Origin of the sequence: Magnetospirillum sp. 15-1, assembly GCF_900184795.1 — a bacterium.
In the GTDB taxonomy this organism is placed as follows: domain Bacteria; phylum Pseudomonadota; class Alphaproteobacteria; order Rhodospirillales; family Magnetospirillaceae; genus Phaeospirillum.
The window spans coordinates 32054-57761 of record NZ_FXXN01000027.1 but is presented as its reverse complement, the minus strand read 5'-3'; the positions used below and the strand labels follow the sequence as shown (position 1 = coordinate 57761).

Genomic DNA, 25708 nt, shown 5'->3' with positions numbered 1-25708 from the left:
GTTGCAGCGCAGCAAAATGGATTTCACGACTCGAGGGCGGTGATGACGTGGCTTGACGACAGGCGGATCGGAACAAAAATCGGATTGATCGTGGCGGCGGCCTTCATGGGCATGTGCCTGATCTTCATCGGCGCCCTCAACATGCTGAATGGCGAGGTGCTGAACGGGCGCAAGGCCAAGGTCAAGGACCTGGTGGACAGCGCGGCCGGCATCATCGCCGCCTACGAGGCCGACGCCAAGGCCGGCCGGTTGCCGGAGGCCGCGGCCCAGGCGGCGGCCCGCCGCGACGTGGGCGCGCTGCGCTATGGCGACAACGACTATTTCTGGATTCACGACCTGACCGGACGCATGGTCATGCATCCGGTCAAGCCGGACATGGACGGCAAGGACGTCAGCGACCTCAAGGACGCTTCCGGCCACCCGCTGTTCATGCGCATGAACGAACTGGTCAAGGCCAAGGGCGCCGACTTCCACTACTACGACTGGCCCAAGCCGGGATCGCCCAAGCCGGTGCGCAAGGTCTCCTACGTCAAGCTGGATTCCGGCTGGGGCTGGGTAGTGGGAACCGGCATCTACCTGGATGACGTGGACGCCGCCTTCTGGTCCAGCGCCCTGTATTTCGGCGGCGGCGTCGTGCTGCTGACCGTCCTGGTGCTGGCCCTGTCGGTGCTGGTGGCGCGGCGCATCACCCGGCCGCTGGTCAATCTGTCCACGGTCATGGACGGCCTGTCCAAGAAGGAATTCAACGTGGAGATTCCCGCCGTCGCCCGCAAGGACGAGGTGGGCGACATGGCCCGCGCCGTGGAAATCTTCAAGGAAGGCCTGATCCGCGCCGAGCAGTTGGCGGCGGAACAGCGCGAGGCGGAGTGGACCAAGGACAGGCGGGCCCGCGTGGTGGACAACCTGCTGAAGGAATTCAACGAGGAGGTGACCGAGGCCCTGCAGGGCATGGCCGCCACCGCCGAGCAGTTGGAATCCACCTCGCGCGTGCTGTCGGAAACCGCCCAGGGCGCGTCGACCCAGGCCACGGCGGTAGCCTCGGCCATCGAGGAAACCGCCGTCAACATGCGGACGGCCGCCGGCTCGGCGGAACAACTGGCCATTTCGGGCGAGGATATCAGTCAGCGCGTCAGCCTTTCGGTGAACGTCGCCGGCGACGCCTCGGCCGAGGCCGGCCGTACCACGGCCCTGATCAACACCCTGGCGGACGCCGTGGGCAAGATCGGCGCGGTGGTCGCCCTGATCAACGACATCGCGGCGCAGACCAATCTTCTCGCGCTGAACGCCACCATCGAGGCGGCCAGGGCCGGCGACGCCGGCAAGGGCTTCGCCGTGGTGGCCAACGAGGTCAAGACCCTGGCCAACCAGACGGCACGGGCCACCGACGAGATCGCCACCCAGATCGCCACCGTCCAGAAGGTCACCGGCGACGCCGTGGCGGCCATCGGTTCCATTTCGGGGGTGATCGAACGCATCCGCGAGGCCTCGTCGGGCATCGCCGGCGCGGTCCACCAGCAGGATCAGGCCACCGGCGAGATCGCCGAGAACGTCCAGCAGGTTGCCCAGGCGACAGCCGAGGTCAGTTCGAATATCGTAGGCGTCAATCAGGCCGCCGAGCAGACCGGCCGCGTCGCCGACGAGGTGTTCGACACGGCCAAGAATGTCGCGGAACGTGCCAACACCCTTCGTAATCGGGTGGATACGTTCCTGACCAGTATCCGGGCATCCTAATGGTTCCATCCTTTCGGAAGAGTCCCCGTCCGAAAGGTGAATGAATCAATAAGGCATTGAAAACAGTGCGCTGATACACCAAACAGAAGGTACGCGGATTGTACCTTCGGTTTGGGTCAGGGCACGGGAAATCGAGAGAAGCCACATGAAATACGCGCTCAAGACCAATGGAAATACCGCCCAGCTGAGCCTGGGCGGGTCCCTGACGTTTGCCGAGGCCCCCCTCTTTCCGAAAATCCTGGCCGAACTGGAAGCCGCGGGAACACTGAGCAGCCTGGATATCCGCCTGGGAGACCTGAGCTTTATCGATTCCACCGGCATGAGCCTGTTCGTGCACATCTACGACGTGTCGCAGACCCGTAACCTCAAGGTTTCGGTTCAGGGCGCCATGGGGCCGGTGGCGGCGGCTCTGGACCGTGCCGCCTTCAAGACGCTTTTCGAGTTCAAGTGAAACGATCGACTCCACCCCCCGCCATCATCAACCGGGCCGCCGATAAACGCGGCCTGGGACGGTTCGGACGGCTTGCCGCCGCCGGCCTGCTGCCGCTGCGCACCGACGAGCATGGACGCACCCTGGTCCTGTTCGAAGGGGCCGGCACGGCCGACGTCGGCGATATTCTCTGCCCGCCGGCCGCCTGGGCCATCGATCTGGATTGCGCCTCTCCCGACCACGGTCTGGACCGGCTGCCGGCCCGGCTCCTGGTCCGGGCCTCCACCGTCGCCACCGTCCACCACGACATCGTCGGCATGGTGGTCGAGGCCCTGATCCAGCGCCTGCCGCGCCTGGATTCCATCGGCATCGACATCCGCCTGGCCCTGCAGGAGGCGGTGAGCAACGCCGTCATGCACGGCAACCTTTGCCTGGACGGCCGCCTGCGCAGCAGCCGCGACGGCTTGGCCGCCTTCACCCAGGCCATGCAGCGCCGCCTCGCCGATCCGCGCTTCGGCCGCCGGCCGGTGACCGTCGCCGTCGACTGGAACCACACCCACATGATCATTCGGGTCGAGGATCGCGGGCGGGGCTTCAAGCCCCCGGCCATTTCGCTTCCCGTGGAGCCGAAAGCCTGTTCCGGGCGCGGCATCGGCCAGATCCGCGCCCTGTGCCAGCGGGTGTCGTTCACCAATGGCGGCCGGCGCATCACCATGCGCTTTTGCCTGCCCGCCGACGATGCGGCTCAGCCCACCACCTGAACCCAGGTCACGTCGTCGGCGAATTCGCCCGGCGAGCGGGCGGCGAAGCCGGCCATGACCTTGACCACCGTCTCGGCCGGATCGTCGGCCAGCACGTCGCGGACCAGGCCGACCACCCATTCCTCGCCCAAGGGCTCGCCGGAGGTGTCGGGCGCATCGATCAGGGCGTCGCTGTAGAGCGACAACTGGCTTCCGGGCGGAAACGGCATCACCACGACTTCATAGCGGGCCACCGGGCTGATGCCTAGCGGCAGCCCGGCGCCCCCCACCAGGCGCGGCTCACCGCCCTTTTCCACCAGGATGGGCGCCGGCCCGCCGGCATTGGCGAGCGACAGGGTCCGCGCCGCGCAATCGATCACCACCAGGGTCATGGTGGCGAACTGGCCGCGCGGCAGCAATTGCTTCAGGGTGACGTTGACCTTTTCCAGCACGGCGCCGGGATCGCCCATCTGCCCCCCCAAATCCTGCAGCAGCAGGTGCAGCCGGAAGGTGTTGATGGAGGCGGCCACCCCGTGGCCCGAGAAATCCACGGTGAACAGGGCAAGGCGGTGAGCGTCCACCGGCGCCAGCCCCCACAGATCCCCCCCCAGTTCGGACGAGGGATTGAACACGGCGTTGATGTTCAGGCCATAGCGCTCCCACGCCTCGCGCATCTGGTTGGTGCCGGGCAGCAGGGCGTTCTGCATGCCGCGCGCCATCCTCAAATCCACCGCCAGACGGTCGCGGTAGCGGCGCAGATCGGCCAGGGCCAGATGGCTGCGCAGGTGGACCTCGACGCGGGCCACCAGTTCCAGGCGATCGATGGGCTTGCCGATATAGTCGTTGGCCCCAGCGGCGAACAGGGCGTTGCGGGTGGCCTGATCCTCCACCGCCGACAGCACCAGGACCGGCAGGGCGCGATAGCGCTGATCGGCCCGCAGCACCCGCAGGAATTCCTCGCCGTTCATCACCGGCATCATCAGGTCGAGCAGCACGATGTCGGGCGCGAAGGACTCGACCTTGTCCAGGCCCTCGCGGCCATTGCGGGCGCACTCCACCCGCTTGAGCCCCATGCTCTCCAGCACGGCGCAGGCGAACACCCGGTTCATCTCGTTGTCCTCGACAACCAGAACACGGGCATCGGACAGGTTGACGGTCTGCTCTTCGAGCTTGTCCACGGCGTTCTCCCTGGGGCCAGGATAGCCATGCCCGGAAAAATCACCAGCGAAGATGATGCCCCCGGGCCGCGATTTTCCGGCTGGAGGCAACAAGGTCTTGACCTGATCCCCACCACCTTGGCAATCTTGTTGCGCCAGAACGCGGCTAAATAAAATAATTATGCGTTCGTATAGGGAAGCGAGCAGTAATCGGTAGGGCCGGAACCATCCTGGGACCGGTAATCGCCATTACTTGTCTGGGAGATTCCAGTGCTCGCCCGCATTACCGACGCCCGTATCACCGTAAAATTCTTCATCGCCCCACTCCTTTTGGTTGCCTGCATCGTCGTGCTGGGCGCCGTTTTCCATGTGGCCATGGATCGGCAGGAGCGCTCCATGGAAGGCATGGTCACCGTGTCCTTCGCCAACAGCCGCACCGCCGCCGAACTGGACGGCATGGCCGCCACCATCGAATCCAATATCTACCGCCTGCTGGGCTGGCAGGCGGCCAGGGAGGACAAGGACCGTATCAAGGGTCTCGATACCCAGGTGCGCGCCGACCTCAAGTCCTTAAGCGAGAAATCCAAGGCCCTGCTGGAATCCCTGAAGGCCGACCCGGCCGTCGCCAAGCAGGTCAAGGACTACACCCTGGCCGCCGCCGACGTGCTGGACATGTATCAGAGCGACCACGTCACGGCGCTGTCCATGATGGGTGCCACCGAACTGGAATATGACGGCATCCGGGCCAAGCTGCGGGAGCTGACCGAGAAGGCGGCAACCACCGCCGCCGACGATTACCGCGACGCCAAGGCCACCTCCGACCGCACCGAGACCCAGTATTTCATGGTGCTGGCCATATTCCTGGGGGTCGGCGTCGTGGTCACCCTGGTCATGGCGCGGCTCACCGCCCGGCCGGTGACCCAGCTGACCGGAGTGATGGGCCGCCTGGCCGAGGGCAGCACCGACGTGGAGATTCCCTCCCAGGACGGCAAGGACGAGGTGGGCGAGATGGCCCGCGCCGTGGCGGTGTTCCGCGATGGCATGAAGCGGACGGCGGAACTGGAGGCCCAGCAGCGCCGCCAGCGCGAGCAGCAGGCCGAGTTGCTGGCCCGGCGCGAAGGCATGATCGGGGATTTCAACGGCGCCATGGAGAAGATCATGGCGACGGTCAGTTCCTCCATCGACCGGGTGCACAGCTTGTCCAACTCGCTGCAGGCCACCGCCGAACAGACCAGTTCCCAGGGCGCGGCCGTCGCCAGCGCCGCCGAGCACTCGGCCGCCAACGTCGCCACCGTAGCCAGCGCCGCCGAGCAACTGGGCTCCTCGGTGCAGGAAATCAGCCGTCAGGTCACCGAGACCGCCTCCATCACCTCGGAGGCGGTCAGCGGCATCCACGTCGCCAACGGCACCATGGACGGGTTGGCCGAGGCGGCGCGGCGCATCGGCGAGGTGGTGCAGTTGATCAACGACATCGCCGGCCAGACCAATCTGCTGGCCTTGAACGCCACCATCGAGGCGGCGCGCGCCGGCGAGGCGGGCAAGGGCTTCGCCGTGGTGGCCAGCGAGGTCAAGACCCTGGCCAACCAGACGGCACGGGCCACCGACGAGATCGCCCAGCAGATCGCCGGCATCCAGTCCATTTCCAAGGAGGCGGTGGATACCATCCGCAATGTCGGCCAGACCATCGACCGGGTCAACGAGGTGGTATCGTCCATCGCGGCGGCGGTGGAGGAACAGAGCGCCGCCACCGACGAGATCGTGCGCTCGGTGCAGGAAGCCGCCTCGGGCAACGCCGAGATCACCCGCAACATCGCCGACGTGTCCAAGGCGGCCAGCGCCACCGGCGAGATGGCGTCGGGCATGTTCAAGGCCGCCGACGAACTGGTGGAGGAAGCGGGGCACCTGCGTTCGGAGGTGGGAGGCTTCCTCACCAATATGCGCCAGGGGTAGACAGACCCGTCACCCCGAGGCACTGGCATCCGATTTGATCCGACACGGTCGGAACGGAGTCGCAAGGCGCGGAGGACACGGATGCGGCGCCTGGCACCGCTCGCGGATGGACACGGAGAGAGAACTTTTATTCTCCGTGATCATGTGTGGACGGCCCCTGCGTTGCAAGGAAAATTAGGCGCAGTGTCCGCCGGTCTGGGGCAGTCATGTGTCCGGCCTGTTTGCGCGGCACACCTTGCCGCTGGCCATGATGTGATCCGCGAACCGCTCCCAAATCATCCGTACGGCCTCGACCGGCCGGGACACGAACAGGGTTTTTCGGCTCGTGGGTCTGACCGGTCGCCATCACGCTTTCATCGCCCTCGCAATCGAAGTGCCGTGGTTGGACTTTGGTTCAGGCGGCCAATCCGGCTTGCCTGTGATATGTGCCGCCATGGGCGAGAATAGCCCAGGCGATCCGGGCCAGCTTGTTGGCGATGGCGACGGTAGCCTTGCGTGCCGGCATGCGTTCCAGCAGCGCCTTGATCCACGGGCTTTCGGTTCGGTGGCGCAACATGCCGGTGGCACAGACGACGAGCAAGGAGCGGAGATAGCGGTCGCCGGCCTTGGTGATGGGGCCAAGGGCGGTCTTGCCTCCGGTCGAGTGCTGCGACGGCACCAGGCCGAGCCAGGCGGCGAAGTCGCGGCCGGTCTTGAAGCGATGAGGGTCGCCCATGGTGGCGGCGATGGCGCTGGCGGTGACCGGACCGATGGACGGGATGCTCGTCAGACGTCGACAGGCCTCGTCGGCGCGCTGAGCCGCCAGGACTTCGTGCTCGAGCGCATCGATCTTGGCCTCGGCATCGCGCAACTGTGCCGCCAGCATGCCCAGCGCCTCGCGCGCCAATTGCGGCAAAGCCAGATCGCCGGCATCCACGGCAAGAGCGATCAGGCCGTCGAGCGCTTTGTCGCCGCACGGCGCGACGATGCCGAACTCGGCCAGATGCGCCCGCACCGCATTGGCGAGCATGGTACGCTGGCCCACCAGCATCTTGCGGGCACGATGAAGCATCAGCACCGCCTGCTGCTCGGGCGTCTTGACCGGCACCCGGGGGACAGAGCGCCGCGCCATCGCTTCGCAAATGGCAGCGGCGTCATTGGCGTCGTTCTTGCGGCCGCGCTTGACGTACGGCTTCACATAGGCCGGCGGGACCAGCACCACCTCGTGGCCCAGCGCCCCGATCTCCCGCGCCCAGTAATGGGCCGAGGCGCACGCCTCCATCCCCACCAGGCACGGCGACAGCTTGGTGAAAAAGCCGAGAACCTGGCCGCGCTTCAACTGACGGCACAAAATCGCTTCTTCATCCGCATTCACCCCGTGCAGCGCAAACGCGCCCTTCGACAGGTCGATCGCAATCCTGATAATCTCGCTCATGGGCGGCCCCCTCTTTGTGGCGTCTCAGAAACGACCACGTTAGGGCACTTCGATGCCGGTGAGCAGGGGCCGTCCACACCATCATCCGTGGCCGGCAATGCCGGCATCCGTGTCAATCCGTGCCTGAGGAAGGCCTTGTGCCGGAGAGACATGTCAAACCCGCCGGATTGTCAGCCACGGAGTATCGCCTCGATGGCCGTGCGGTCGAGGCCGGTGCGGCCGATCACCACCAGGGTGCCGACGCGCTCCTCGTCGGCCTTCCACGGGCGGTCGAAATATCGTTCCACTCTCGTACCGACCGCCTGGATGACGTGGCGGGCCGGCTTGCCGGTGATCGCCAGGAAGCCCTTGAGGCGCAGGATGTCGTGGGCGGCGATGGCGGCCACGGCGCGGGCCTCGATGATGGCCGGATCGTCGACCACCGGCAGGCGGACGGCGAAGCTTTCGAAGTCGTCGTGATCGTGGCCGTCCTCGGCGTCATGGTGGGACGGGCGGGCGGCCAGGTCCTCCTCGGCGGCGGCCGACAGGCCCAGCACCACCACCGGATCGATGGCCGACATGCGGGTGGGCTGGGTCTTGACGCCGGGGCGCAGCCGCGCCTCGATGTCGCCTTGCAGGACCGCCAGGGCGGCGGCCTCCATCAGATCGGATTTGTTGAGGAGGATCAGGTCGGCGCAGGCCAGCTGGTCCTCGAACACCTCCTCCAGCGGATTGTCGTGGTCGGGCCGCGCCATCTCCTCCGGCGTCGAGGCGAAGCGGCCGGCGGCCGCCGCCGGGGCGTCGACCACCGCCACCACGCCGTCCACGGTGACCCTCGAGCGGATTTCCGGCCAGTGGAAGGCCTTGACCAGCGGCTTGGGCAGCGCCAGGCCCGAGGTCTCGATGACGATGTGGTCGGGCGGGTTGGGGCGGTCCAGCAGGGCCTGCATGGTGGGCAGGAACTCGTCGGCCACGGTGCAGCACAGGCAGCCGTTGGCCAGTTCGACGATGTCCTCCTCGGCACAGCCCGCCACGCCGCAGGCGGCCAGCAGTTCGCCATCCACTCCGATATCGCCGAACTCGTTGACGATCAGCGCGATGCGCCGCCCCTGGTTGTTGGCCAGCAGGTGGCGGACCAGGGTGGTCTTGCCGGCCCCCAGGAAACCGGTGATGACGGTGGTAGGAACCTTGCGCATCAGGAAATATCCTTGAGAACCAGGGGAAGGCCGGCGGCGACGAACACCACCCGGCGGCTGATGGCGGCGACCCGCTGGTTGACCCGGCCCTGATGGTCGCGGAACTGGCGCCCCAGGCGGGTCTCGGGTACCAGTCCCATGCCCACCTCGTTGGAGACCAGCACCACCGGCCCGGCCGGATTGGTCAGAACCTCGCACAGGCGCTCCACCGAATGGTCGATGTCGCGTCCGGCCTGCATCAGATTGGACAGCCACATGGTCAGGCAGTCCACCAGCACCGGCCGGTCGGGTCGCATGACGTTGTCCAGGGTGTCGGCGAGATCGAGGGGCTCTTCCAGCGTGCTCCAGCCCGATCCCCGGCGGCGGCGGTGATGGTCGATACGCTCGGCCATCTCGCCGTCCAGGGCCTGGCCGGTGGCGAGGTAGAGGGCGGATTGGCCGCCGAACAGGGATTCGGCATAGGCCGACTTGCCGGAGCGGGCGCCGCCCAGAACCAGGGTGGCCAAGGGAAGGGGGGACGGAGGAAGTGAGTTCATCCCGGCCGCCTATTTCCGTTTCGTCTGCGAAAGAAACTCGGCCACCTGCTCGACCTGGGCCTCGGAGAACTTGCGCACGTTGGCGGTCATCATGCGGGTGCGCCGCGTCGAGCGGATCTCGTCGCGGATGGCCTTGATCTGGACCATCAGGTAGTCCTTGCGCTGCCCGGCGAGGAACGGATAGTCGGCCAGCGGCTTCAGGCCGTCGGCGCCGTGGCAGCCGATGCAGCCGTTCTCGTCGAACAGCTCGGCGCCCTGCTCGGCCTTGGCCTTGTCGCCCGGCTGGGCCTCGGCGGGCCTTTGCGTCGCCAGCCACTCGGCCAGCACCTTGCGCTCGTCGGGGGTGGTCTTGTCGATCACCGGCTTCATCACCTTGACCGGAGCCGAGGAACGGGTGCCGTCGGCGATCTCGGTCATCTGGCGCAGCAGGTAGACGGCGTTCTGTCCGGCGATGTTGGGAGAGCCGGCGATGGGCTTGGCGCCCGCTTCGCCGTGGCAGGCGACGCAGCCCTTGGCGGCGAACAGCGCCTTGCCGTCGGCGGCCAGGGCGGGAGAGGCGCAAAGGGCCGCCAGGGCGGCCAGGGTTACGGCGTATCGGGTCATGTCCACTCCAGGCGGCCGGGGGCGCCGCAGGCCGGGCAGCATACGGCGAAGTCGGGGGTATGATGGCCGCAGCCCCCGCAGGTCCAGGACGGTTCCGGAATCGAATCGGTTCCGGCCCTCATCAGCCAGACATTGGCGGCGGCCTCGTCCTTGCGCTCCTCGCGCTCGACGCGGGCCAGCAACTGGAAGACGGCGCGGGTCGGCCGCTGTTCCAGGGCCTTCTGCAAATGGGTGCGGGCCTGCCCCCACAATTGGGCGGCCAGGGACGCCTCGGCCAGGGCCACGTGGCCGTCGGGCGAGGCGGGATTGGCCTGGACCAGCTCCTGCACCCTTTTCACCCGCTCCAGCGCGCTCTCGCCCTCGCCCAGGGCCAGCCAGCCGGCGATCAGCAGCGGATGGGGGGCGGCCTTGAAGCGCAGGCCTTCAGCAGGGACGCCGCCTTGCGTTCCTTGCCGCGCCGGCGATACAGCCCGGCGGCCAGGGAAACGGCGGGAACGAACAGCGGATCGGCGTCGCGGGCATCCAAGGCCCAGTCCAGGGCCTGCGCCTCGTTGCCGGCCCCCAGCGCCTCCTCGGCGCGGCCCAGCAGGACCAGGGCGCGGCGGCGGGCCAGTTCGGCGGCGGGCAAGGCGTCGCGGCGCCGCGCGGTGCGCAGCACCTGTTCGGCTTCCGCCCAGGCACCGGCCCCCACCTGCAGGTCGAGCAGCATGCCGGCCAGACCCTCGGCGCCGGGCTGCAGCAGGAAGGCCTTGCCCGCCTCGACCCGTGCGGTATCGCAATCGCCCGCCTTCAGCGCCAGATCGGCCAGTCCCTTGTGGCCGAGGAAGGCGGTTTCCTTGCGCTCGGTCATGGTCTGGTAGCGGTCGCGCAACTGGTCATCGTCACCGCTGAGCTGGGCGGCCTGGGCGGTCAGCAGCCCGGTGACCGCCGGGTTCCGCAGCAGCCTGTCGGCCTTGCGGGCCAGCTTGCCGGCGCGCAGGGTGTCGCCCGAAGCCGCCGCCGCCAGCCCGTCGGCCAGGGCGGTATAGCCCTTGCGCTGACGGCCGAGGCGGCGCGATTCGAACCAGCGGCCGGGGGCGCCGAACACGGTGCGCACCAGTCGGTTCAGCACCGACAGCGCCACCAACAGCAGCACCAGGGCGGCCAGCAGCACCGGTACGGTGGTGTCTACCCGCCAGCCCAGCCAGTGGATGGTGACCTCGCCCGGACGGTCGGCCAGCCAGACGGCGCCAGCCACCACCACTCCGGTAAGGATCAGGAAGGCGAGCAGCCGCCTCATGGCTTCGCTCCGGCCAGGGCCACCGCCTGGGCGGTCAGTTGCGACAGGGCCTTGTCGGCGCCTTGGCGCGCCTTGGCTTCGGCGATCCAGGGCCGGGCGGCCTCGGCCGGGCCGGGACTCAGGAATTCCAGCTCGGTCAGGGCGGCGGCGAAATCACCCCGCGTCAGCGCCGCCTGGGCGCGGCCGATGATCGCGGCGGCGTTCTGGCCGATGGTGGCGCCGTCCTCGCGGCGGATGGTGATCAGCGACAGCAGGCGGTCGGCGGCATGCCGCCACCAGCCGTCACCCTCGGGCAGGATTTCGGCGCGGATCAGCGCCGGGGCCAGGGCGTCGAAGCGCTGCACCAGGGCGGCGCGGGTGGCGATACCGGCGGCGGCCTGTTCCTTCAGTCCGTCGAGCAGGGCGAGGCTTTCGGCATCCTCGCCCGCCAGCACGCGGGCGGCGCGCCATTCGGCGTCGAAGGGCCGGCGCTCGGCCGCCACCGCCTCGCGCAACTGGCCGGCGGCCAGCAGCAGGGCGGCGGCCGACGAGCGCCGGGCCTGAAGCTCCCGAATGGCGAGATCCATCAGCTCCAGACGCTCGGCCAGACGCAGGACGGCGTCTGGCCTCGGCGGAGTTGCGCTTGAGGTCGGCAACCTGTTTCGCAAGTGAATCGATTTCACCGGCCGGGCCGGCGGCGTGACCCTGGGCCGTCTTGAGCGCCTCCTCCAGCCGGTCGAGGCGGGCGTTGTCCATCGCCCCCGGAGCGGCGGCGGGGCGCGCTTCCAATTGGGCGATACGATTGGTGGCGGCCGACAGCTCGGCCCGCAGGTTCTCCACCTCGAAGGAGTCCATGCCCGCCGGTCCGGGCATGCCCATATGGCCGCGCCACATGGGAAAGCTGACGGCGGCCGCGCCGCCCAGGGCGAGGACCGCCAGCACGGCGATCAGGGGGGCCGACGACTTGTTCGGGGCTCCCTGGGGCGGCACCTCCACGGGGGCGGTGGGCTCGGAAGCGGGCTCTGACGTCATGGGCTGAATCCCCGGTTGAGATCGTCGTCGATGGCGGCCAGCAAGGCGGCCTGGCTAGGTTCGGCCGCCTGTCGCAGCACCCGCCAGGGCAGGGGGGACAGCTCGGCCGAAACATTGGCCGACAGACCGTAGGCGGCGATGGTGCCGAGCGTATCCCGCACCCCCGCTTCGATCGCCAGGGTAGCAAAGGTCCGGGCGGTGCGGGGAGAGAAAAACAGGGCGAGATGCAGGCCCCCGGTCCGCAGGGTATCGCACAGCGAGGCTGAAAGCCGGGTCGCCGTCACCGCCCGGTACAGGACCCGGCGGCGCACCTCGAATCCCTTCGCCGACAACCATCCCGACAGATCGCCGGCCGTCACCGAGCCGGCGGCGTGCAGCAGCGCCCCGGCCTTGGGGTCGACACGGGATTCGACCAGCGCGGCCAGACTGTCCACGTCGCCGCCGGCGCATTCCACCCGTGAAAAGCCCATTTCGCGCGCGGCGCGGCCCGAGGCGTCGCCCACCGCCCAGATGGGCAGGTCACGGCCCGGATGCAGGCGGGCCAGGGCGCGGATGCCGTTGGCGCTGGTCACCAATATGCCCTGGGCGCCATCGGTGTCGATGATGGCGCCGGCCACCGGTTCGATGTCGAGCAGCGGCTCGACCATCACGTCGAGGCCGCGTTCGGCCAGCACGCGGGCCACGCCTTCGGAATCCTCCTTGGGGCGGGTCACCAGGGCTCTCAATTTTCGCGCTCCGGCACCGGCCGCCCCGCCAACCCCGGCGCCGGGCGCGCGTGGTGGGGTGGGGACCGCCACGGCTCAGTGACTCTTGATCAGGTCGAAGAAGCCCGGCCCCGCCGTCTTGATCAGTTCCTCGGCGGCATCCTTGCCCATGGCCTCGGCGTCGGCGCGGGTGCCGGTGCGCGCGGTGGCGTGGACCTTGGTGCCGTCGGGGCTGACGATCAGGCCGCGGAACGACAGCCTGTCGCCGTCCAGCTCGGCCAAGGCGGCGATGGGGGTCCGGCACGAGCCGTCCAGGCGGGTCAGGAAGGCCCGCTCGGCCGCGACGCGGACAAAGGAATCCGGGCAGTTCAGCGCCGCCAGATAATCCAGCGCGGCGCGATCGTCGGCGCGGCAGGTGATGCCGATGGCTCCCTGCGCCACGGCGGGCAACATGTCGTCCTCGGACAGCGCCGAGGTGGCGTGCTGGGCCAGGCCCAGGCGCCGCAATCCGGCCATGGCCAGCATGGTGGCGTCGACCACGCCCTCTTCCAGCTTGCGCAGGCGGGTCTGGACGTTGCCGCGGAAGTTCACCACCTTCAGATCAGGACGCCGATGCAGGATCTGGGCGCCGCGCCGCAGGGACGAGGTGCCCACCACGGCGCCCTGGGGCAGTTCGGCCAGGGATGCGACCTTGAGGCTGAGGAAGGCGTCGCGCACGTCCTCGCGCGGCAGGATGCAGGGCAGCACGATGCCGTCGGGCAATTGGGTCGGCACGTCCTTCATGGAATGGACGGCCAGATGGATGCGCCCCGACAGCATGGCCTCGTCCAGCTCCTTGGTGAACAGGCCCTTGCCGCCGATTTCGGCCAGCGGGCGGTCCTGAACCAGGTCACCGGTGGTCTTGATGACCTCGATGTCGATGGCGCCGTCGGCGGCCAGGGGTGCCCAGGCGGCGGCGAGGCGGTCGCGGGTCTCGTGGGTCTGGGCCAGGGCCAGCGGCGAGCCGCGCGTACCGATGCGGAGGATGGGAAGTTTTGCGGTCATGGTCCGGTTGTTGTAGTAAGTCGGGCGCCGCTGTGCAAAGGGATTTCCATCTTGCTTGTTCTGGGTATCGAAAGCTCGTGCGATGAAACCGCCGCCGCCGTGGTCAACGGCGAGCGGGAAATCCTCGGCGAGGTGGTGCTCGTCGCAACTGGACGAGCACCGCCCGTTCGGCGGCGTGGTGCCGGAAATCGCCGCGCGGGCCCATCTCGCCCACATGGACCGGCTGGTGGCCGAGGCCATGCGCCGGGCCGGGGTGGACTTCAAGGATCTCGACGCGGTGGCGGCCACCGGCGGTCCCGGCCTGATCGGCGGGGTGATCGTCGGCGTGATGACCGGCAAGGCCATCGCCCTGGCGTCGGGCAAGCCGTTCCTGGCGATCAACCACCTGGAAGGCCACGCGCTCACCCCGCGCCTGACCCACCATATCGGATTTCCCTATCTGCTGCTGCTGGCCTCGGGCGGGCATTGCCAACTGCTGGCCGTCGAGGGGGTGGGCAAGTATACCCGTCTGGGCACCACCATCGACGACGCGGCGGGCGAGGCCTTCGACAAGGTGGCCAAGATGGCCGGCCTGGGCTATCCCGGCGGTCCGGCGGTGGAAAAGGCGGCGGAAATGGGCGATTCCGCCCGCTTTACCCTGCCCCGGCCCATGAAGGGCAAGCCCGGCTGCGATTTCAGCTTCTCGGGCCTGAAAAACGCCGCCCGCCTGCTGATCGAAAGCCTGCCCCAGCCGCTGTCCGGGCGCGATCAGGCCGACGTGGCCCGCGCCTTCCAGGACGCGGTGGCCGATGCCATGGGTGATCGGGTGCGGCGCGGCGTGCGCGAGATGAAGGCCCGCTGGCCCCAGGTCCGGCATCTGGTGGTGGCCGGCGGCGTCGCCGCCAACACGGCGCTGCGCCAGACCCTGGTTCGGATCGGAGCCGAAACGGGCCTGGAATTCCTGGCTCCGTCGCTGAGGCTGTGCACCGACAACGCCGCCATGATCGCCTGGGCGGGGATCGAGCGGCTGCGCCTGGGCCAGAGCGACGACCTCGCCTTCGCGCCGCGTCCGCGCTGGCCGCTGGACCCCAATGCCAGGAAGGGAGCCAAGGCATGAGCAAGGCCTTCACCAAGGAAAGCGATGGTGACGACGAGCTGGAGGATACCCCCAAGGGTCTGCCGCCGGGCTCCAAGAACTACATGCGGCCCCAGGGCTTCGCGGCGCTGAAGGCCGAGCTGTCCCACCTGCTCAAGGTGGAGCGGCCCAAGGTGGTCGAGGTGGTGTCGTGGGCGGCGGGCAACGGCGACCGCTCGGAGAATGGCGACTATCTCTATGGCAAGAAGCGCCTGCGCGAGATCGACCGCCGCATCCGTTTCCTCACCAAGCGGATCGAATCCGCCCATGTGGTCGATCCCGACCAGCAGAAGAAGCGCGATCAGGTGTTCTTCGGCGCCACCGTCACCTATGCCAGTCCCCGCGACGAGGAAATCACCATCACCATCGTCGGCATCGACGAGGCCGATATGGAGAGGGGCTTGATCAGTTGGATCTCGCCGGTGGCTCGGGCGCTGCTGAAGGCGTTCGAGGGCGATTCCGTGCCGGTGCGGACCCCTTCCGGCATCGAAATGATCGAGGTGGTGGAAATCCGCTACGGGGAGTGATGACTCCCTACATCAATCTGCGGTGATCGAAACCGATCGCCGCAGCGCCCTCATGCGGCCGCGCGGGCGCTGTACGCCCTTGCCTTCCGCGGCATAAGCCGCGCGGCCCCTTGGGCCTATCCGGCCTGCGATGAGTTTCACTCAGCGCAGGCCGGATATCCCGCGGCGGATGGCCGCCCTTCATCACGCCGCCTTGTCGAACAGGTCGTACAGGCGGTTTTCCTCGCGTCCCACCCGCGCCTTGAACAGGCTCAGGATCTCCCGCGTCGCCGTCACGAAGCCGGCGGGGTCGCGGCCGATGGCCAGCGGGCCGGCCCACGCCTTCTTGTAGGCATCGAAGCGCTGCGACAGGTTGCCCATCTCCGCCTGGAACTCGGCGGCGGTGCGCCGCAGCGCCGCGTCGGCATGGGCGGCGCATTTGGGGTACAGCGTGTTGTCCTCGATGGCCAGATGGATGGAGAACTTGCCGAACAGGTCGAGCACCACCTTGGACACCGTCGCCGGATCTTCGGCGATCCGCTTGGGGTCGAGCATGGGTTCGAGCCGGCCGACGATTCCCCGGAGATCATCGTGATGTTTACGGAAACTGTCGGTCTTTCTCATGGCGGTATTCCTTCGCTTCAAGCAACTGAGGCCAGAGTACCTGACTAACCAGCTATGGTAATTGACGGCGGTCAAGCAGGGTTGGAGCGGCGAATTATCGCCGTCCGAACAGCTTTTCGATGTCGGCGAGGCTGAGGGAAACGTGGGTGGGCCGCCCGTGGTTGCACTGGCCGGACAGGGGCGTGGCCTCCATGCGGCGCAGCAGGGCGTTCATCTCCGGGACGGTCAGGCGGCGCCCCGCCCGCACCGAGCCGTGGCAGGCCATGGTGGCGCAGATGTGCAGCAGCCGCTCCTCGAGCGCCGTGGCGGCGCCCCATTCGGCCAATTCATCGGCCAGATCGCGCACCAGTCCCTGGACGTCGCCGTCACCCAGCAAGGCGGGGACTTCGCGCACCACCACGGCGCCGGGGCCGAACGGCTCGACCACCAGACCCAGGCGGGACAGGTCSYCGRSCCGTTCGGCGACGCGGGCGGCGCCGGCTTCGCCCAGGTCGACCACCTCGGGCAGCAGCAGGCCCTGGCGGGCCACCCGGCCGTCGGCCAGACCCAGCTTCAGGCGCTCGAACACCAGACGCTCGTGGGCGGCATGCTGGTCGACGATCACCAGCCCGTCGGCGGTCTCGGCGACGATATAGGTGTCGTGCAACTGGGCCTTGGCGGCGCCCAGGGGGTAGTCGGCGGCCGGGACCGAGGCCTCGTCCGCCTGGGGGGCGGGGGCGGCGGGCGGCAGATCGAGGCCCAGGTCCGGACGGTCCTGCGCCTCGGCCAGCCCGAAGGGGGCCTGGGCCTGAATACCGACGCGGACCAGCGGCAGGGACGGGCGGGCCGGCGCGTAATGGCCGAAGGACGGCGTGGACGCATTCCCCAAGGCCCCCAGCGCCACCCCGGTGAGGGTGGAGCTGGCCCGGTGGCCGGCTCCGGCCAGGGCGTGGCGGATGGCGCCGACGATCAGGCCGCGCACCAGCCCGGAATCGCGGAAGCGCACCTCGGCCTTGGCGGGATGGACGTTGACGTCCACCTGATCGGGGTCGAGGTCGAGGAACAGCGCCACCACCGGATGGCGGTCGCGGGCCAGCACGTCCTGATAGGCGCCCCGCACCGCGCCGATCACCAGCCGGTCCTTGACCGGCCGGCCGTTGACGAACAGGTACTGGGCCGCCGAGGTGGCGCGGTTGTAGGTGGGCAGCCCGGCCCAGCCGGTGAGTCGCACCCCGTCGCGCTCGGCGTCGAGGGCCAGGGCGTTGGGCTCGAACTCGCGCCCCACCACCTGGGCGATGCGCGACAGCAGCGCGGCACCGGGCTCTCCCCGCTTGGCCGCCAGGTCCAGCACCTTGCGCCCGCCGTCGGACAGGGAGAAGGCGATGTCGGGGTGGGCCATGCCGAGACGCTCGATCACGTCGGCGGCGTGGGTCAGTTCGGTGCGCGCCGCCTTGAGGAATTTGAGCCGCGCCGGGGTGGCATAGAACAGGTCGCGCACCTCGATGCGGGTGCCCGGCGGATGGGCGGCGGGGACGGGGCGGCCCTTGGCGCCGCCTTCGACGGACAGGCTCCAGGCGGATTCGGCACCCTTGGGCCGGCTGGTCAGCGTCAGGCGCGCCACCGAGCCGATGGAGGGCAGCGCCTCGCCGCGAAAGCCCAGGAAGCGGATGCGCACCAGATCGTCGTCGGGCAGCTTGGAGGTGGCGTGGCGCTCGACGGCCAGCATCATCTCGTCCGGCCCCATGCCGCTTCCGTCGTCACTGACCGCGATCAGCGACTGGCCGCCCTCGGCCAGCACCACGTCGATGCGGCTGGCGCCGGCGTCGATGGAATTCTCCACCAGTTCCTTGACGGCGGAGGCGGGACGCTCGACCACCTCGCCGGCGGCGATCTGGTTGACCAGGGTGGGGGGAAGGAGGCGGATGGACATGGGCGGGAGTTTAACGGCCCTGTTACCCCACCGCCACCCTGTTGCGGCCCGAGCGCTTGGCGGCGTAGAGCGCCATGTCGGCGCGCGACAGCATGGGGTCGATGGCCATGTCGGCCTCCAGCCGCTCGGCGACGCCGATGCTGACGGTGAAGGTGACCACGTCGGGGCCGTCGGGGCCTTGCTCGACGGCAATGCGCAGGGCGGCCACCGCCTGGCGCAGGCGCTCGGCCACCAGCAGGGCGCCGTCCAGGTCGGTCTCGGTCAGGGCGATGGCGAATTCCTCGCCGCCCAGACGGCCCAGCACGTCCTCGTGACGGATGACCTGGGCGCAGACATCGGCCAGCGCCTTGATGGCCACGTCGCCCACCGGATGGCCGTAGGTGTCGTTGATACGCTTGAAGTGGTCGATGTCGAGCATCAGCGCCACCAGCGGGCGGGCGTGGCGCCGGGCCCGGTCCACCTCGGCCCCGGCCATCTCCATGAAATGGCGGCGGTTGAAGGTGCCGGTCAGCACGTCGGTGGTGGCCAGCCGGCGCAGCTCGGCTTCCATGCGCTTGCGTTCGGTGATGTCGAGCATCACGCCGATCACCCCGGCCGGCCGCTCGTCGCGGCCACGCCACACGGTCTTGTTGACCACCACGTCCAGGGCCTGGTCGGCGGCCACCTCCAGGCGGGCCTCGAACTGGACGCGTCCCCTGCCGGCCAGGGCCTCGATGTCGGCCTGGCCCGAGACGGTGGCGAAGGTGGAATTGACCGTGGCGTCCATGGTCCGGCCGATCCAGTCGCCGGCCCCGATGCCGTGCAGTTCGCGGAAGGCGCCGTTATAGCCGAGATAGCGGCCGTCGGTGTCCTTCCACCACAGGGGATTGGGCACCGCCTCCAGCAGGCTTTCCACGAAGGCGTGGGCCTCGACGGCGCGCGAGCGCTCCTCGGCCAGTTCGTGGGTGCGGGCCACCACCTTCTGCTCCAGGGTGTCGTTCATGTGGCGGAGCGCCGCCACCGCCCGGATATGGGCGGTGATGTCGCGGGCCTCGACCATGTATTCCGGCGTGGCGCCGCGCGACGGCAGCGGGGTGGCCTTGATCTGGGCGTCGAAGGCCGCGCCGTCCAGGCGGGCGAGGCGCACCGGCATGATGCCGCCCTCGTCCAGCAGGGCGGCCAGATCGGCGGCGACGATCTCGCGGTATTCGCCGGCGAAGATCTCCGAGACCGGCATGCCGACGAACTGGCTGGCATCGCTGCCGCCCAGCACCCGGACGCCGGTTCCGTTGATGTAGCCGATGCGTCCGCCATGGCAGAGCAGCACCAGATGCATGGAGCGCTCGACCAGGGTCTGGAAGCGGTCCTCGCTGTAGCGCGCCGTGCGGGCCAGGCGGCCCTGATGGGAAATGTCGCGCGCCGTGACCACCGCGTGGGCGGGACCCAGTTCGCGGGCGGGGTGAATCTGCAGCTCGGCCTCGAAGGTGCCGCCGTCCAGGTGGAGAAGCTTGATGGGGAAGGCCGAGCCCTCGATCTCCTTGAGGTGCAGCAGGTCGTCGATCACTCCGGCGTAATCGCCGCCCACCAGATCGCGGAAGGCGCGGCCCACCAGTTGGTCGGCCTGCTCGGCGCCCAGCATGGCGGCCCCGGCGCTGTTGACGTCCAGCACCACCCCGTCGGCGCACAGGCAGACGAGATCGCGCGACACTTCCAGCACCGTCATGAAATTGCCGCCGAAGCGGGGGCCCTTGCGCCGCCTTTCGGCGGGCGTTTCCGGCCTTACCATGCTGCCCATCCCGGTTTGCCCCTTCCCCGGGCCATCAACCTGAAAGTTCGACCAGCATATACAGGTTCACATGGGCCGATGCCAGCCGAAATACCGGAAGATCCCTGGTAAGACCAGTGGCCGGCCATTAGTTGGCGGTTATTGCCGCATACTCCGTACAGCTTTGATCAACCCGGCGGTCGAGCAATCGTGGCCGCCGATTGTATTGCCGGGGGAAAGCTCCGGCAGGATGGCCTTGGCCAGCATCTTGCCCAGCTCCACCCCCCACTGGTCGAAGCTGTGGACGTCCCAGATCACCCCCTGGACGAACACCTTGTGTTCGTAAAGGGCGATCAGCATGCCCAGGGTGAACGGGTCCAGTCGGGGATAAAGCAAGGTGTTGCTGGGGCGGTTGCCGGGGAATACCCGGTGCGGCACCTGACGGGCGATCTCCGCCTCGTCCATGCCGGCCTTGGCCAGTTCGGCGCGGGCCTCGGCCTCGGTCTTGCCCCTCATCAGCGCCTCGGCCTGGGCCAGCACGTTGGACAGCAGCATCAGATGGTGCTCGCCCAGGGGATTATGGGTATGGGCGGCGGCCAGGAAGTCGCAGGGGATCAGGCGGGTTCCCTGGTGGATCAACTGGTAGAAGGCGTGCTGGCCGTTGGTGCCCGGCTCGCCGAACACGATGGGGCCGGTGCCCCAGGCCACCGTGGCGCCGTCGGTGGCGGTGCCCTTGCCGTTGCTTTCCATGTCCAGTTGCTGGAGATAGGCGGGCAGGCGGTGCAGGTACTGGTCGTAGGGCAGCACGGCATAGGATTCCGCGCCGAGGAAGTTGGCGTTCCAGATGCCGATCAGCGCCAGGATGACCGGCAGGTTGGCCTCCGGAGGCGCGGTGCGGAAATGCTCGTCCATGGCATGGCCGCCGTCCAGCAGGCGCTCGAAATGCTCGAAGCCCACCGCCACGGCGATGGACAGGCCGATGGCCGACCACAGGGAATAGCGGCCGCCCACCCAGTCCCAGAACTCGAACATGTTGGCGGTGTCGATGCCGAACTCGGCCACCGCCCTGGTATTGGTGGACAGCGCCACGAAATGGGCGGCGATGGCGTCGTCGCCCAGCTTCTCCACCAGCCAGGCCCGGCAGGTGCGGGCGTTGGCGATGGTCTCCTGGGTGGTGAAGGTCTTGGACGCCACGATGAACAGGGTGGTCTCGGGATCGCAGAGCTTCAGCACCTCGGCGGCGTGGCTGCCGTCCACGTTGGAGATGAAACGGACCTGAAGATCGTCCTTCTGATAGGGCTTCAGCGCCTCGGTGACCATCACCGGCCCCAGGTCCGAGCCGCCGATGCCGATATTGACCACGCTGCGGATGGGCCGGCCGGTGGCCCCCCGCCACTCGCCGGAGCGCACCCGCCCGGCGAACGTCCTCATGCGGTCGAGCGCGGCGCGCACGTCGGGCATCACGTCGCGGCCGTCCAGCACCACCGGGCGGCCCGAACGGTTCCTGAGGGCGGTGTGCAGCACGGCGCGGTGCTCGGTGGCATTGATCCTGGCGCCGGCGAACATGGCCTCGCGGGCCTCGGCCAGCCCCGCCTGCCCGGCCAGGCGCACCAGCGCGGCCATCACCTCGGCGTCGATGCGGTTCTTGGAATAATCGAGCAGCAGGTCGCCCAGCCGCGCCGAGAAGCGCTCGAAGCGGCCGGAATCCTCGGCGAACATCTCGCGCATGGGGCGCCGGCCGGTGGTGGCGGCCAGCGCCTCGAGGTCCTTCCAGGCGGGAAGCCCAACCGGATGCACCATTTCCATTCCCCCTGCCATAGCTTTCCCAGGGGAGGAATCCTATACCCTACCAGACGAAGAAGAACACCCCCCACATACCGATCTGGGCGAAGGCTCCGGCCAGCCCCAGGCCCCAGGCCGCCACGCGGCGGATCGGGGCGGCGGCGGGCAGCGAGCGCCACAGCAGCACCGCGCTCCACGCCAGGCCGCCGATCAGCAGCCCGGCGCGGGCGTCGGGCACCCAGGGGAGGAACACGCCCTCGGTGGTGAGCTGGGTCAGCGTCATGGCCGACAGGCCGACGATCAGGCCGACCGCTCCGGCCGGCACCAGCCCATAGCCCAGCCGCCACAGCAGGCCGGGGCGGCCCAGCACCCGGGCGGCGGCGGCCAGCCCGGCCAGCCCGATTCCGCCGAACAGCAGCGAGGCGCCGCCCATGTAGGCGAGGATGCAGAAGCCGTCCAGCAGGGTGAAGGCCTCGCCGGTCTCCTCGGAATTGGTCAGCAGCCACCAGGGCAGGGTCTCGGTCATGGGAAAGGTGAGATGATGATCGACCAGGATGGCGGCCAGCCCCTGCTTCAGCTCGATGAACAGCGGCGAGCCCGACCATTGGAACGCTCCGGTCGCCACCCCCATGACCCCGAACAGCAGCAAGATGATGTCCCAGGCCGAGACCTCGCGGGCGGGAAGGGAGGCGATCTCGGCGCCGGGCAGGCGGGGCTGCAGCTCCACCGCGCCGCGATGGCCGGAACAGCGGCCGCACATATGGCACGAGCCGCCGCCGGTCATGGCGCGCACGTCCACCAGGGTGGCGCAGTTCACCGCGTGGGTGCGCGGCGCCGCCTTCCAGGCCTCGGCGTCGACGCCGAAATGGACGGGGGCGAGGCGCGACAGCAGCGAGAACACCCCGCTGGCCGGGCAGAGATAACGGCACCACACCCGCTTGCCCCGCCCGTAGACCAGGCCGATACCCAGCGCCATCACCGTCGAGGCGCCGAGGATCAGCAGCGCCGCCTTGGGATACTCGTAGACGGTGATCATCTGGCCGTAGACCGTGGTGCAGACAAAGGCGACGAACGGCCAGCCCTTCCAGCGCAGCCAGGCGGGAATGGCGCGGCCCAGGCCGTGGCGGCTGACCCATTCGGTCATGGTGCCCTCGGGGCAGAACAGGCCGCACCAGGCACGGCCCATCACCAGCATGCTGACCATGACGAAGGGCCACCACACCCCCCAGAAGGCGAACTGGGCGAACAGCACCAGATCGTCCCAGATATGCTTGGAATCGTCGGGCACCGGCAGGAAGGCCGGGACGGTCACCAGGGCGAGATAGATGACCACCATCAGCCATTGCGCCACCTGGATGGCCCGGGAATGGCGGGCCAGGAAGTGGCCGATGGCGGCCAGCGGAGCGGGGCGGGGCGGAATGGCGTTCATGGCTGGTCCTCAACGAGACATGACCATGCCCCGCGCGGAGCGGGGCATGGCCGAGATGAAATTTTCGGAACGACGCGCCGGGCGTTGCATGGCTAGTAGGTCAGCTGGCCTCGCAATCCCACGGCATAGGCCACGGCGCTGGACGGGTCGCCGCCCGCATGGCGGATGACCTGGAAGTCCGGCGTCAGCTCGAAGCGCGGCATCACCCGGTAGCGGTAGTAGACTTCCGCCAACTGCTCGAAGGCCACGGCCTTGTAGCCGAAATCGGGGCTGCCATCACTGTCGTTGTCGAGCGTCGCCGACTGGTCGCGGAAGGCCTTGGAGAGGTGCGACGCCACTAGGCCGAGGCCGAGACCATCGGCCCCGCGGCCCCAGTACGAGCCGTTGATCTCGCCGCCCAGGCTGGCGCTCTGGTCGAAGCGGGGGTCGCCCTTCACCTCATAGCCGTAGCGGCCGAACACGGTGATGTAATCGTCCACCTTCTGGTCGAAGCTGAGGCCGACGCCGGCATGCTTGGCCCGCCGGTTGTCGAAGTTGGCGGCGCGGTCGTTCATCCAGCCGTAGACGCGGTAATTGCCGTCCAGGCCGCCGAAGAAGCGCTGGGTGGTCTCCGCCTGGACGATGCGGAAGGGGAAGTCGGTGGAATTCTGGAACGCGGCGCCGTCGCCGGTCTCGAAAATGCCGGCCTGCAGACGCCAGACCTGCGACTTGTCGGCCTCGTTGACATAGGCCATCCGCAGACCGGGAGAGAAGCCCAGGCCGTCGACGCCGATATCGCCGCCGGCGTCCAGCAGCGGGTTGTGGACCAGGGCCGAGTTCATGAAGAACCGGGTCTCGTCGTTGGCCACCGCGTTCTGGTCGAAGAAGCCGAACGGGTCCATCTTGCCCGCCGTGATCTCCAGATGGCTCTTGGCGGTCTTGGCGTCGCCGCCCAGCGGCATGTCGAACTGGTACCAGGCCTGGACCAGATCGATGGCGGCGTCGGAATTGTCGGCGCCGGGACGCTGGAAGGCGGTGGCGTTGAGCGAGGCGTAGGAATTGTTCACCGTGCCCACGCCGCGGCCCTGGCCCATGCGCATATGGGTGTAGATGGTGCCCTTGTTGTCGCCGATGGTGCCGCCGGGAATGGTCAGGGTGACGTCGCCGCGCCAGTTGAGCTGGCTTTCCTTGTCCAACTGCTGGCCGGCCAGATTCTGGCCGACCATGGTCATGCCGGCGCCCACCTTGATGCCGCCCAGCACGTCGATGATCTTGGAGCCCTTCTTGTAGGACAACACCTCGGATTCGGCCGCCTTGAGGCGGGCGGCGATCTGCGGCTCGGTCTCGCTGATGGTCGGTTCATCCATGGCCTTTTCCATGGCGGCGTTGTGCTGCTCCAGCTTTTCGATGCGCTGCTCGGTATCGGCGGCGACCGGCTTCTTGCGCTCCAGTTCCTCGACGCGGGCGGCGAGGCGCTTGATCTCGGCCAGCAACTCGGCGTTGCCGGGTTCCTTGGGTGGCGCGGCCCAGGCTGGGGCGGCGGCGATCATGCCGATCGCGGCCGCCGTGACGATGGAACGGGCCTTCATCAGTAGCCGCCCTTCTTGCCGACGCCGGCATAGACGAAGTCCCAGCTCAGCTTGAACGGCTGGAACCACGGACGCACGCCGGTGGCGCGGTCGGTGTGGCGGCCGTAATGCTTGCCGGCATGGTTCTCGGGGGCGTTGGGGGGGTAGATGGTGTAGGTCGCCTTGTACTTGCCGGCCCCCTTCATCTTGACGTTGTCGCCGTAATGGGGGCCGTCGCTGGCCACCATGGGCATCATCTCGCCCTTGATCACCTCGCCGGTGTCTTCCTTGACCAGTTCATAGGTCACCAGCAGATAGGGAATCCAGAACCCCTCGGGGTAGCCGTTGGGGTTGCCCTGCAGGGCGTGGATGTCGGCCTCGATGTGGATGTCCGACTGCTCGGGCTGGGCCATCATCCCGTCGGGCTCCATACGCACCGCCTGGAGATAGACGGCGCCGATCTCCATGCCGTAGCGGTTCTCGGGCGGGCCGAGGGGATATTCCACCGCCAGGGCCGGGGTGGAAGCGGCGAACAGTCCCGCCATGACGGCGAGGGCGGGAAGAATGGTCTGGCGTTTGATCATGGGGGCCTCTGCAAGGATAAAGCTGCAAATGCAAGTGACTCGCATTTGCTGTCCTAGCCCTTTCGCAGGGGCCTGTCAACAGCCGCAATTTTCTTCCGGATTAGGCCCCGGCGCCCGGTCCAGATGGGCGTGCCGGAGTAACCACAGGAAAAACAATGGATTAGCTTGTCGTGAACGAATTTCCATAATCCCGGCCTGGACAAAGCGTTAGAACTTGAGTATGAGAATGCGAAGCGCTCTCAAATTGGTCAGAGGTCAGCCATGCCCGCCATTCTCCGTCTCGTCCTTCCGGTCCTGTTGCTCGCCTTGTGGATTCCCGGCGCGCGCGCCGCCGACGAGGTTCTGGTCAAGCTGACCATCAAGGATCATCGCTTCAGCCCGGAGCGCCTGGAAATTCCGGCCAGGACCAAGGTCGTCCTGCTGATCCGGAACGAGGATGCAGAGCCCGAGGAATTCGAATGCGTGCCGCTTCGGCGCGAAAAGATCGTCTTTCCCGGCGGCGAGATCCGGGTGGTGCTGGGCAAGGTCGATCCCGGCGAATATCCGTTCTTCGGCGAGTATCACGCGGCCACCGCCAAGGGGATCATCGTCGCCAAATAGGCGGGCCTTGAAATAGGCGGGTCTTTGGGGTCTTGACCTTAATACGGATGAGCCGTCGCATTGCGTCGCCCGCAGGTGCTTAATAGCCGTACAAG

At 68.3% G+C, this 25708-nt stretch carries 24 protein-coding genes and 1 pseudogene; 8 read left to right on the top strand and 17 right to left on the bottom strand.

Going from position 1 to position 25708, the window contains the following annotated elements; translation table 11 throughout:
- Nucleotides 1–42: 42 nt before the first annotated feature.
- The 3 genes from CP958_RS18460 (at nucleotide 43) to CP958_RS18450 (ending at nucleotide 2922) form a co-directional block, all read left to right on the top strand.
- Nucleotides 43–1731, top strand: coding sequence for a cache domain-containing protein (locus CP958_RS18460; RefSeq protein ID WP_096703682.1), 1689 nt, complete (start codon nucleotides 43–45; stop codon nucleotides 1729–1731).
- Between the two features lie 145 nt (nucleotides 1732–1876).
- Nucleotides 1877–2182: an STAS domain-containing protein gene (locus CP958_RS18455; RefSeq protein WP_096703681.1), complete on the top strand. Its 306-nt coding sequence runs from the start codon at nucleotides 1877–1879 to the stop codon at nucleotides 2180–2182.
- Nucleotides 2179–2922 (top strand): ATP-binding protein, encoded by a 744-nt coding sequence (locus CP958_RS18450; protein ID WP_096703680.1) that lies wholly within the window; start codon nucleotides 2179–2181, stop codon nucleotides 2920–2922. Before CP958_RS18455 ends, CP958_RS18450 begins: the two co-directional genes overlap by 4 nt.
- On the opposite strand, the gene CP958_RS18445 is transcribed toward CP958_RS18450, so the two are convergent.
- Complete coding sequence (locus CP958_RS18445; RefSeq protein ID WP_096703679.1) at nucleotides 2907–4079, bottom strand: fused response regulator/phosphatase; 1173 nt, start codon at nucleotides 4077–4079, stop codon at nucleotides 2907–2909. The two genes, CP958_RS18450 and CP958_RS18445, sit on opposite strands and share 16 nt — an antisense overlap.
- Before the next feature lie 249 nt (nucleotides 4080–4328).
- Between CP958_RS18445 and CP958_RS18440 the strand changes: the two genes are divergently transcribed.
- Nucleotides 4329–6008 carry a HAMP domain-containing methyl-accepting chemotaxis protein gene (locus CP958_RS18440; RefSeq protein ID WP_096703678.1) on the top strand — a complete coding sequence of 560 codons (1680 nt, stop codon included), beginning with the start codon at nucleotides 4329–4331 and terminating at the stop codon, nucleotides 6006–6008.
- Nucleotides 6009–6402: 394 nt separating this feature from the next.
- Here CP958_RS18440 and CP958_RS18435 read toward each other — a convergent pair whose 3' ends face one another.
- From CP958_RS18435 to CP958_RS27110, 7 genes are all read right to left on the bottom strand, one after another.
- Nucleotides 6403–7422: an IS110 family transposase gene (locus CP958_RS18435; RefSeq protein ID WP_096702752.1), complete on the bottom strand. Its 1020-nt coding sequence runs from the start codon at nucleotides 7420–7422 to the stop codon at nucleotides 6403–6405.
- A gap of 170 nt (nucleotides 7423–7592) precedes the next feature.
- Nucleotides 7593–8597, bottom strand: coding sequence for a cobalamin biosynthesis protein CobW (gene cobW, locus CP958_RS18430; protein ID WP_096700042.1), 1005 nt, complete (start codon nucleotides 8595–8597; stop codon nucleotides 7593–7595).
- The gene (gene cobU, locus CP958_RS18425; protein ID WP_096700041.1) at nucleotides 8597–9133 is read right to left on the bottom strand and encodes a bifunctional adenosylcobinamide kinase/adenosylcobinamide-phosphate guanylyltransferase; all 537 of its coding nucleotides are present in this window, start codon (nucleotides 9131–9133) and stop codon (nucleotides 8597–8599) included. Before cobU ends, cobW begins: the two co-directional genes overlap by 1 nt.
- A gap of 9 nt (nucleotides 9134–9142) precedes the next feature.
- Entirely contained in the window at nucleotides 9143–9736 is a 594-nt protein-coding gene (locus CP958_RS18420; protein WP_096700045.1) for a c-type cytochrome, read from the bottom strand.
- On the bottom strand, nucleotides 9733–10074 hold the full coding sequence (locus CP958_RS27115) for a tetratricopeptide repeat protein (RefSeq protein ID WP_242442988.1): 342 nt from the start codon (nucleotides 10072–10074) through the stop codon (nucleotides 9733–9735). The genes CP958_RS18420 and CP958_RS27115 overlap by 4 nt, the downstream gene beginning before the upstream one ends.
- A gap of 47 nt (nucleotides 10075–10121) precedes the next feature.
- Nucleotides 10122–11015, bottom strand: coding sequence for a heme biosynthesis HemY N-terminal domain-containing protein (locus CP958_RS18415; protein WP_242442987.1), 894 nt, complete (start codon nucleotides 11013–11015; stop codon nucleotides 10122–10124).
- Nucleotides 11012–11581, bottom strand: coding sequence for a mitofilin family membrane protein (locus CP958_RS27110; RefSeq protein WP_242442986.1), 570 nt, complete (start codon nucleotides 11579–11581; stop codon nucleotides 11012–11014). Before CP958_RS27110 ends, CP958_RS18415 begins: the two co-directional genes overlap by 4 nt.
- A gap of 161 nt (nucleotides 11582–11742) precedes the next feature.
- Between CP958_RS27110 and CP958_RS27105 the strand changes: the two genes are divergently transcribed.
- Nucleotides 11743–12033: a hypothetical protein gene (locus CP958_RS27105; protein WP_242442985.1), complete on the top strand. Its 291-nt coding sequence runs from the start codon at nucleotides 11743–11745 to the stop codon at nucleotides 12031–12033.
- On the opposite strand, the gene CP958_RS18405 is transcribed toward CP958_RS27105, so the two are convergent.
- Together CP958_RS18405 and hemC are read right to left on the bottom strand one after the other, a co-directional pair.
- Nucleotides 12023–12739: a uroporphyrinogen-III synthase gene (locus CP958_RS18405; protein WP_242442650.1), complete on the bottom strand. Its 717-nt coding sequence runs from the start codon at nucleotides 12737–12739 to the stop codon at nucleotides 12023–12025. The genes CP958_RS27105 and CP958_RS18405 overlap by 11 nt on opposite strands.
- A gap of 87 nt (nucleotides 12740–12826) precedes the next feature.
- Nucleotides 12827–13774, bottom strand: coding sequence for a hydroxymethylbilane synthase (gene hemC / locus CP958_RS18400; RefSeq protein ID WP_096700038.1), 948 nt, complete (start codon nucleotides 13772–13774; stop codon nucleotides 12827–12829).
- A 51-nt stretch (nucleotides 13775–13825) separates the two neighbouring features.
- Here hemC and tsaD point away from each other — a divergent pair.
- Nucleotides 13826–14870: pseudogene (gene tsaD, locus CP958_RS18395) on the top strand (tRNA (adenosine(37)-N6)-threonylcarbamoyltransferase complex transferase subunit TsaD).
- Complete coding sequence (greB, locus tag CP958_RS18390) at nucleotides 14867–15415, top strand: transcription elongation factor GreB (RefSeq protein WP_096703677.1); 549 nt, start codon at nucleotides 14867–14869, stop codon at nucleotides 15413–15415. The pseudogene tsaD and the gene greB overlap by 4 nt, the downstream one beginning before the upstream one ends.
- Before the next feature lie 183 nt (nucleotides 15416–15598).
- On the opposite strand, the gene CP958_RS18385 is transcribed toward greB, so the two are convergent.
- The 7 genes from CP958_RS18385 to CP958_RS18355 all read right to left on the bottom strand — a co-directional run bounded on the left by CP958_RS18385 (nucleotide 15599) and on the right by CP958_RS18355 (nucleotide 24974).
- Complete coding sequence (locus tag CP958_RS18385) at nucleotides 15599–16018, bottom strand: hemerythrin domain-containing protein (protein ID WP_096700036.1); 420 nt, start codon at nucleotides 16016–16018, stop codon at nucleotides 15599–15601.
- 94 nt (nucleotides 16019–16112) lie between these two features.
- Nucleotides 16113–17927 (bottom strand): DNA mismatch repair endonuclease MutL, encoded by a 1815-nt coding sequence (mutL, locus tag CP958_RS18380; RefSeq protein ID WP_096703676.1) that lies wholly within the window; start codon nucleotides 17925–17927, stop codon nucleotides 16113–16115.
- 22 nt (nucleotides 17928–17949) lie between these two features.
- Nucleotides 17950–19692, bottom strand: a complete 1743-nt coding sequence (locus tag CP958_RS18375) for a diguanylate cyclase (RefSeq protein ID WP_170959028.1) — start codon at nucleotides 19690–19692, stop codon at nucleotides 17950–17952.
- Nucleotides 19693–19830: 138 nt separating this feature from the next.
- Nucleotides 19831–21471, bottom strand: a complete 1641-nt coding sequence (gene pgi / locus CP958_RS18370) for a glucose-6-phosphate isomerase (RefSeq protein WP_096704172.1) — start codon at nucleotides 21469–21471, stop codon at nucleotides 19831–19833.
- A gap of 46 nt (nucleotides 21472–21517) precedes the next feature.
- Nucleotides 21518–22882: a 4Fe-4S binding protein gene (locus CP958_RS18365; RefSeq protein ID WP_096703674.1), complete on the bottom strand. Its 1365-nt coding sequence runs from the start codon at nucleotides 22880–22882 to the stop codon at nucleotides 21518–21520.
- Between the two features lie 92 nt (nucleotides 22883–22974).
- Nucleotides 22975–24450, bottom strand: a complete 1476-nt coding sequence (locus CP958_RS18360; protein ID WP_096703673.1) for a carbohydrate porin — start codon at nucleotides 24448–24450, stop codon at nucleotides 22975–22977.
- Nucleotides 24450–24974 (bottom strand): iron transporter, encoded by a 525-nt coding sequence (locus CP958_RS18355; RefSeq protein WP_347337850.1) that lies wholly within the window; start codon nucleotides 24972–24974, stop codon nucleotides 24450–24452. Before CP958_RS18355 ends, CP958_RS18360 begins: the two co-directional genes overlap by 1 nt.
- A gap of 300 nt (nucleotides 24975–25274) precedes the next feature.
- Here CP958_RS18355 and CP958_RS18350 point away from each other — a divergent pair, with 300 nt between their 5' ends.
- Entirely contained in the window at nucleotides 25275–25613 is a 339-nt protein-coding gene (locus tag CP958_RS18350; RefSeq protein ID WP_096703671.1) for a cupredoxin domain-containing protein, read from the top strand.
- Nucleotides 25614–25708 lie beyond the last annotated feature (95 nt).

Excerpts from the sequence above, each read along its gene's own strand:
- CP958_RS18460 (WP_096703682.1), top strand. The coding sequence starts at position 43 with ATGACGTGGCTTGACGACAGGCGGATCGGAACAAAAATCGGATTGATC.
- CP958_RS18455 (WP_096703681.1), top strand. The coding sequence starts at position 1,877 with ATGAAATACGCGCTCAAGACCAATGGAAATACCGCCCAGCTGAGCCTG.
- CP958_RS18435 (WP_096702752.1), bottom strand. The coding sequence starts at position 7,422 with ATGAGCGAGATTATCAGGATTGCGATCGACCTGTCGAAGGGCGCGTTT.
- cobW (WP_096700042.1), bottom strand. The coding sequence starts at position 8,597 with ATGCGCAAGGTTCCTACCACCGTCATCACCGGTTTCCTGGGGGCCGGC.
- cobU (WP_096700041.1), bottom strand. The coding sequence starts at position 9,133 with ATGAACTCACTTCCTCCGTCCCCCCTTCCCTTGGCCACCCTGGTTCTG.
- CP958_RS18420 (WP_096700045.1), bottom strand. The coding sequence starts at position 9,736 with ATGACCCGATACGCCGTAACCCTGGCCGCCCTGGCGGCCCTTTGCGCC.
- CP958_RS18415 (WP_242442987.1), bottom strand. The coding sequence starts at position 11,015 with ATGAGGCGGCTGCTCGCCTTCCTGATCCTTACCGGAGTGGTGGTGGCT.
- CP958_RS27110 (WP_242442986.1), bottom strand. The coding sequence starts at position 11,581 with ATGGATCTCGCCATTCGGGAGCTTCAGGCCCGGCGCTCGTCGGCCGCC.
- hemC (WP_096700038.1), bottom strand. The coding sequence starts at position 13,774 with ATGACCGCAAAACTTCCCATCCTCCGCATCGGTACGCGCGGCTCGCCG.
- greB (WP_096703677.1), top strand. The coding sequence starts at position 14,867 with ATGAGCAAGGCCTTCACCAAGGAAAGCGATGGTGACGACGAGCTGGAG.
- CP958_RS18385 (WP_096700036.1), bottom strand. The coding sequence starts at position 16,018 with ATGAGAAAGACCGACAGTTTCCGTAAACATCACGATGATCTCCGGGGA.
- CP958_RS18375 (WP_170959028.1), bottom strand. The coding sequence starts at position 19,692 with ATGGTAAGGCCGGAAACGCCCGCCGAAAGGCGGCGCAAGGGCCCCCGC.
- pgi (WP_096704172.1), bottom strand. The coding sequence starts at position 21,471 with ATGGTGCATCCGGTTGGGCTTCCCGCCTGGAAGGACCTCGAGGCGCTG.
- CP958_RS18365 (WP_096703674.1), bottom strand. The coding sequence starts at position 22,882 with ATGAACGCCATTCCGCCCCGCCCCGCTCCGCTGGCCGCCATCGGCCAC.
- CP958_RS18360 (WP_096703673.1), bottom strand. The coding sequence starts at position 24,450 with ATGAAGGCCCGTTCCATCGTCACGGCGGCCGCGATCGGCATGATCGCC.
- CP958_RS18355 (WP_347337850.1), bottom strand. The coding sequence starts at position 24,974 with ATGGCGGGACTGTTCGCCGCTTCCACCCCGGCCCTGGCGGTGGAATAT.
- CP958_RS18350 (WP_096703671.1), top strand. The coding sequence starts at position 25,275 with ATGCCCGCCATTCTCCGTCTCGTCCTTCCGGTCCTGTTGCTCGCCTTG.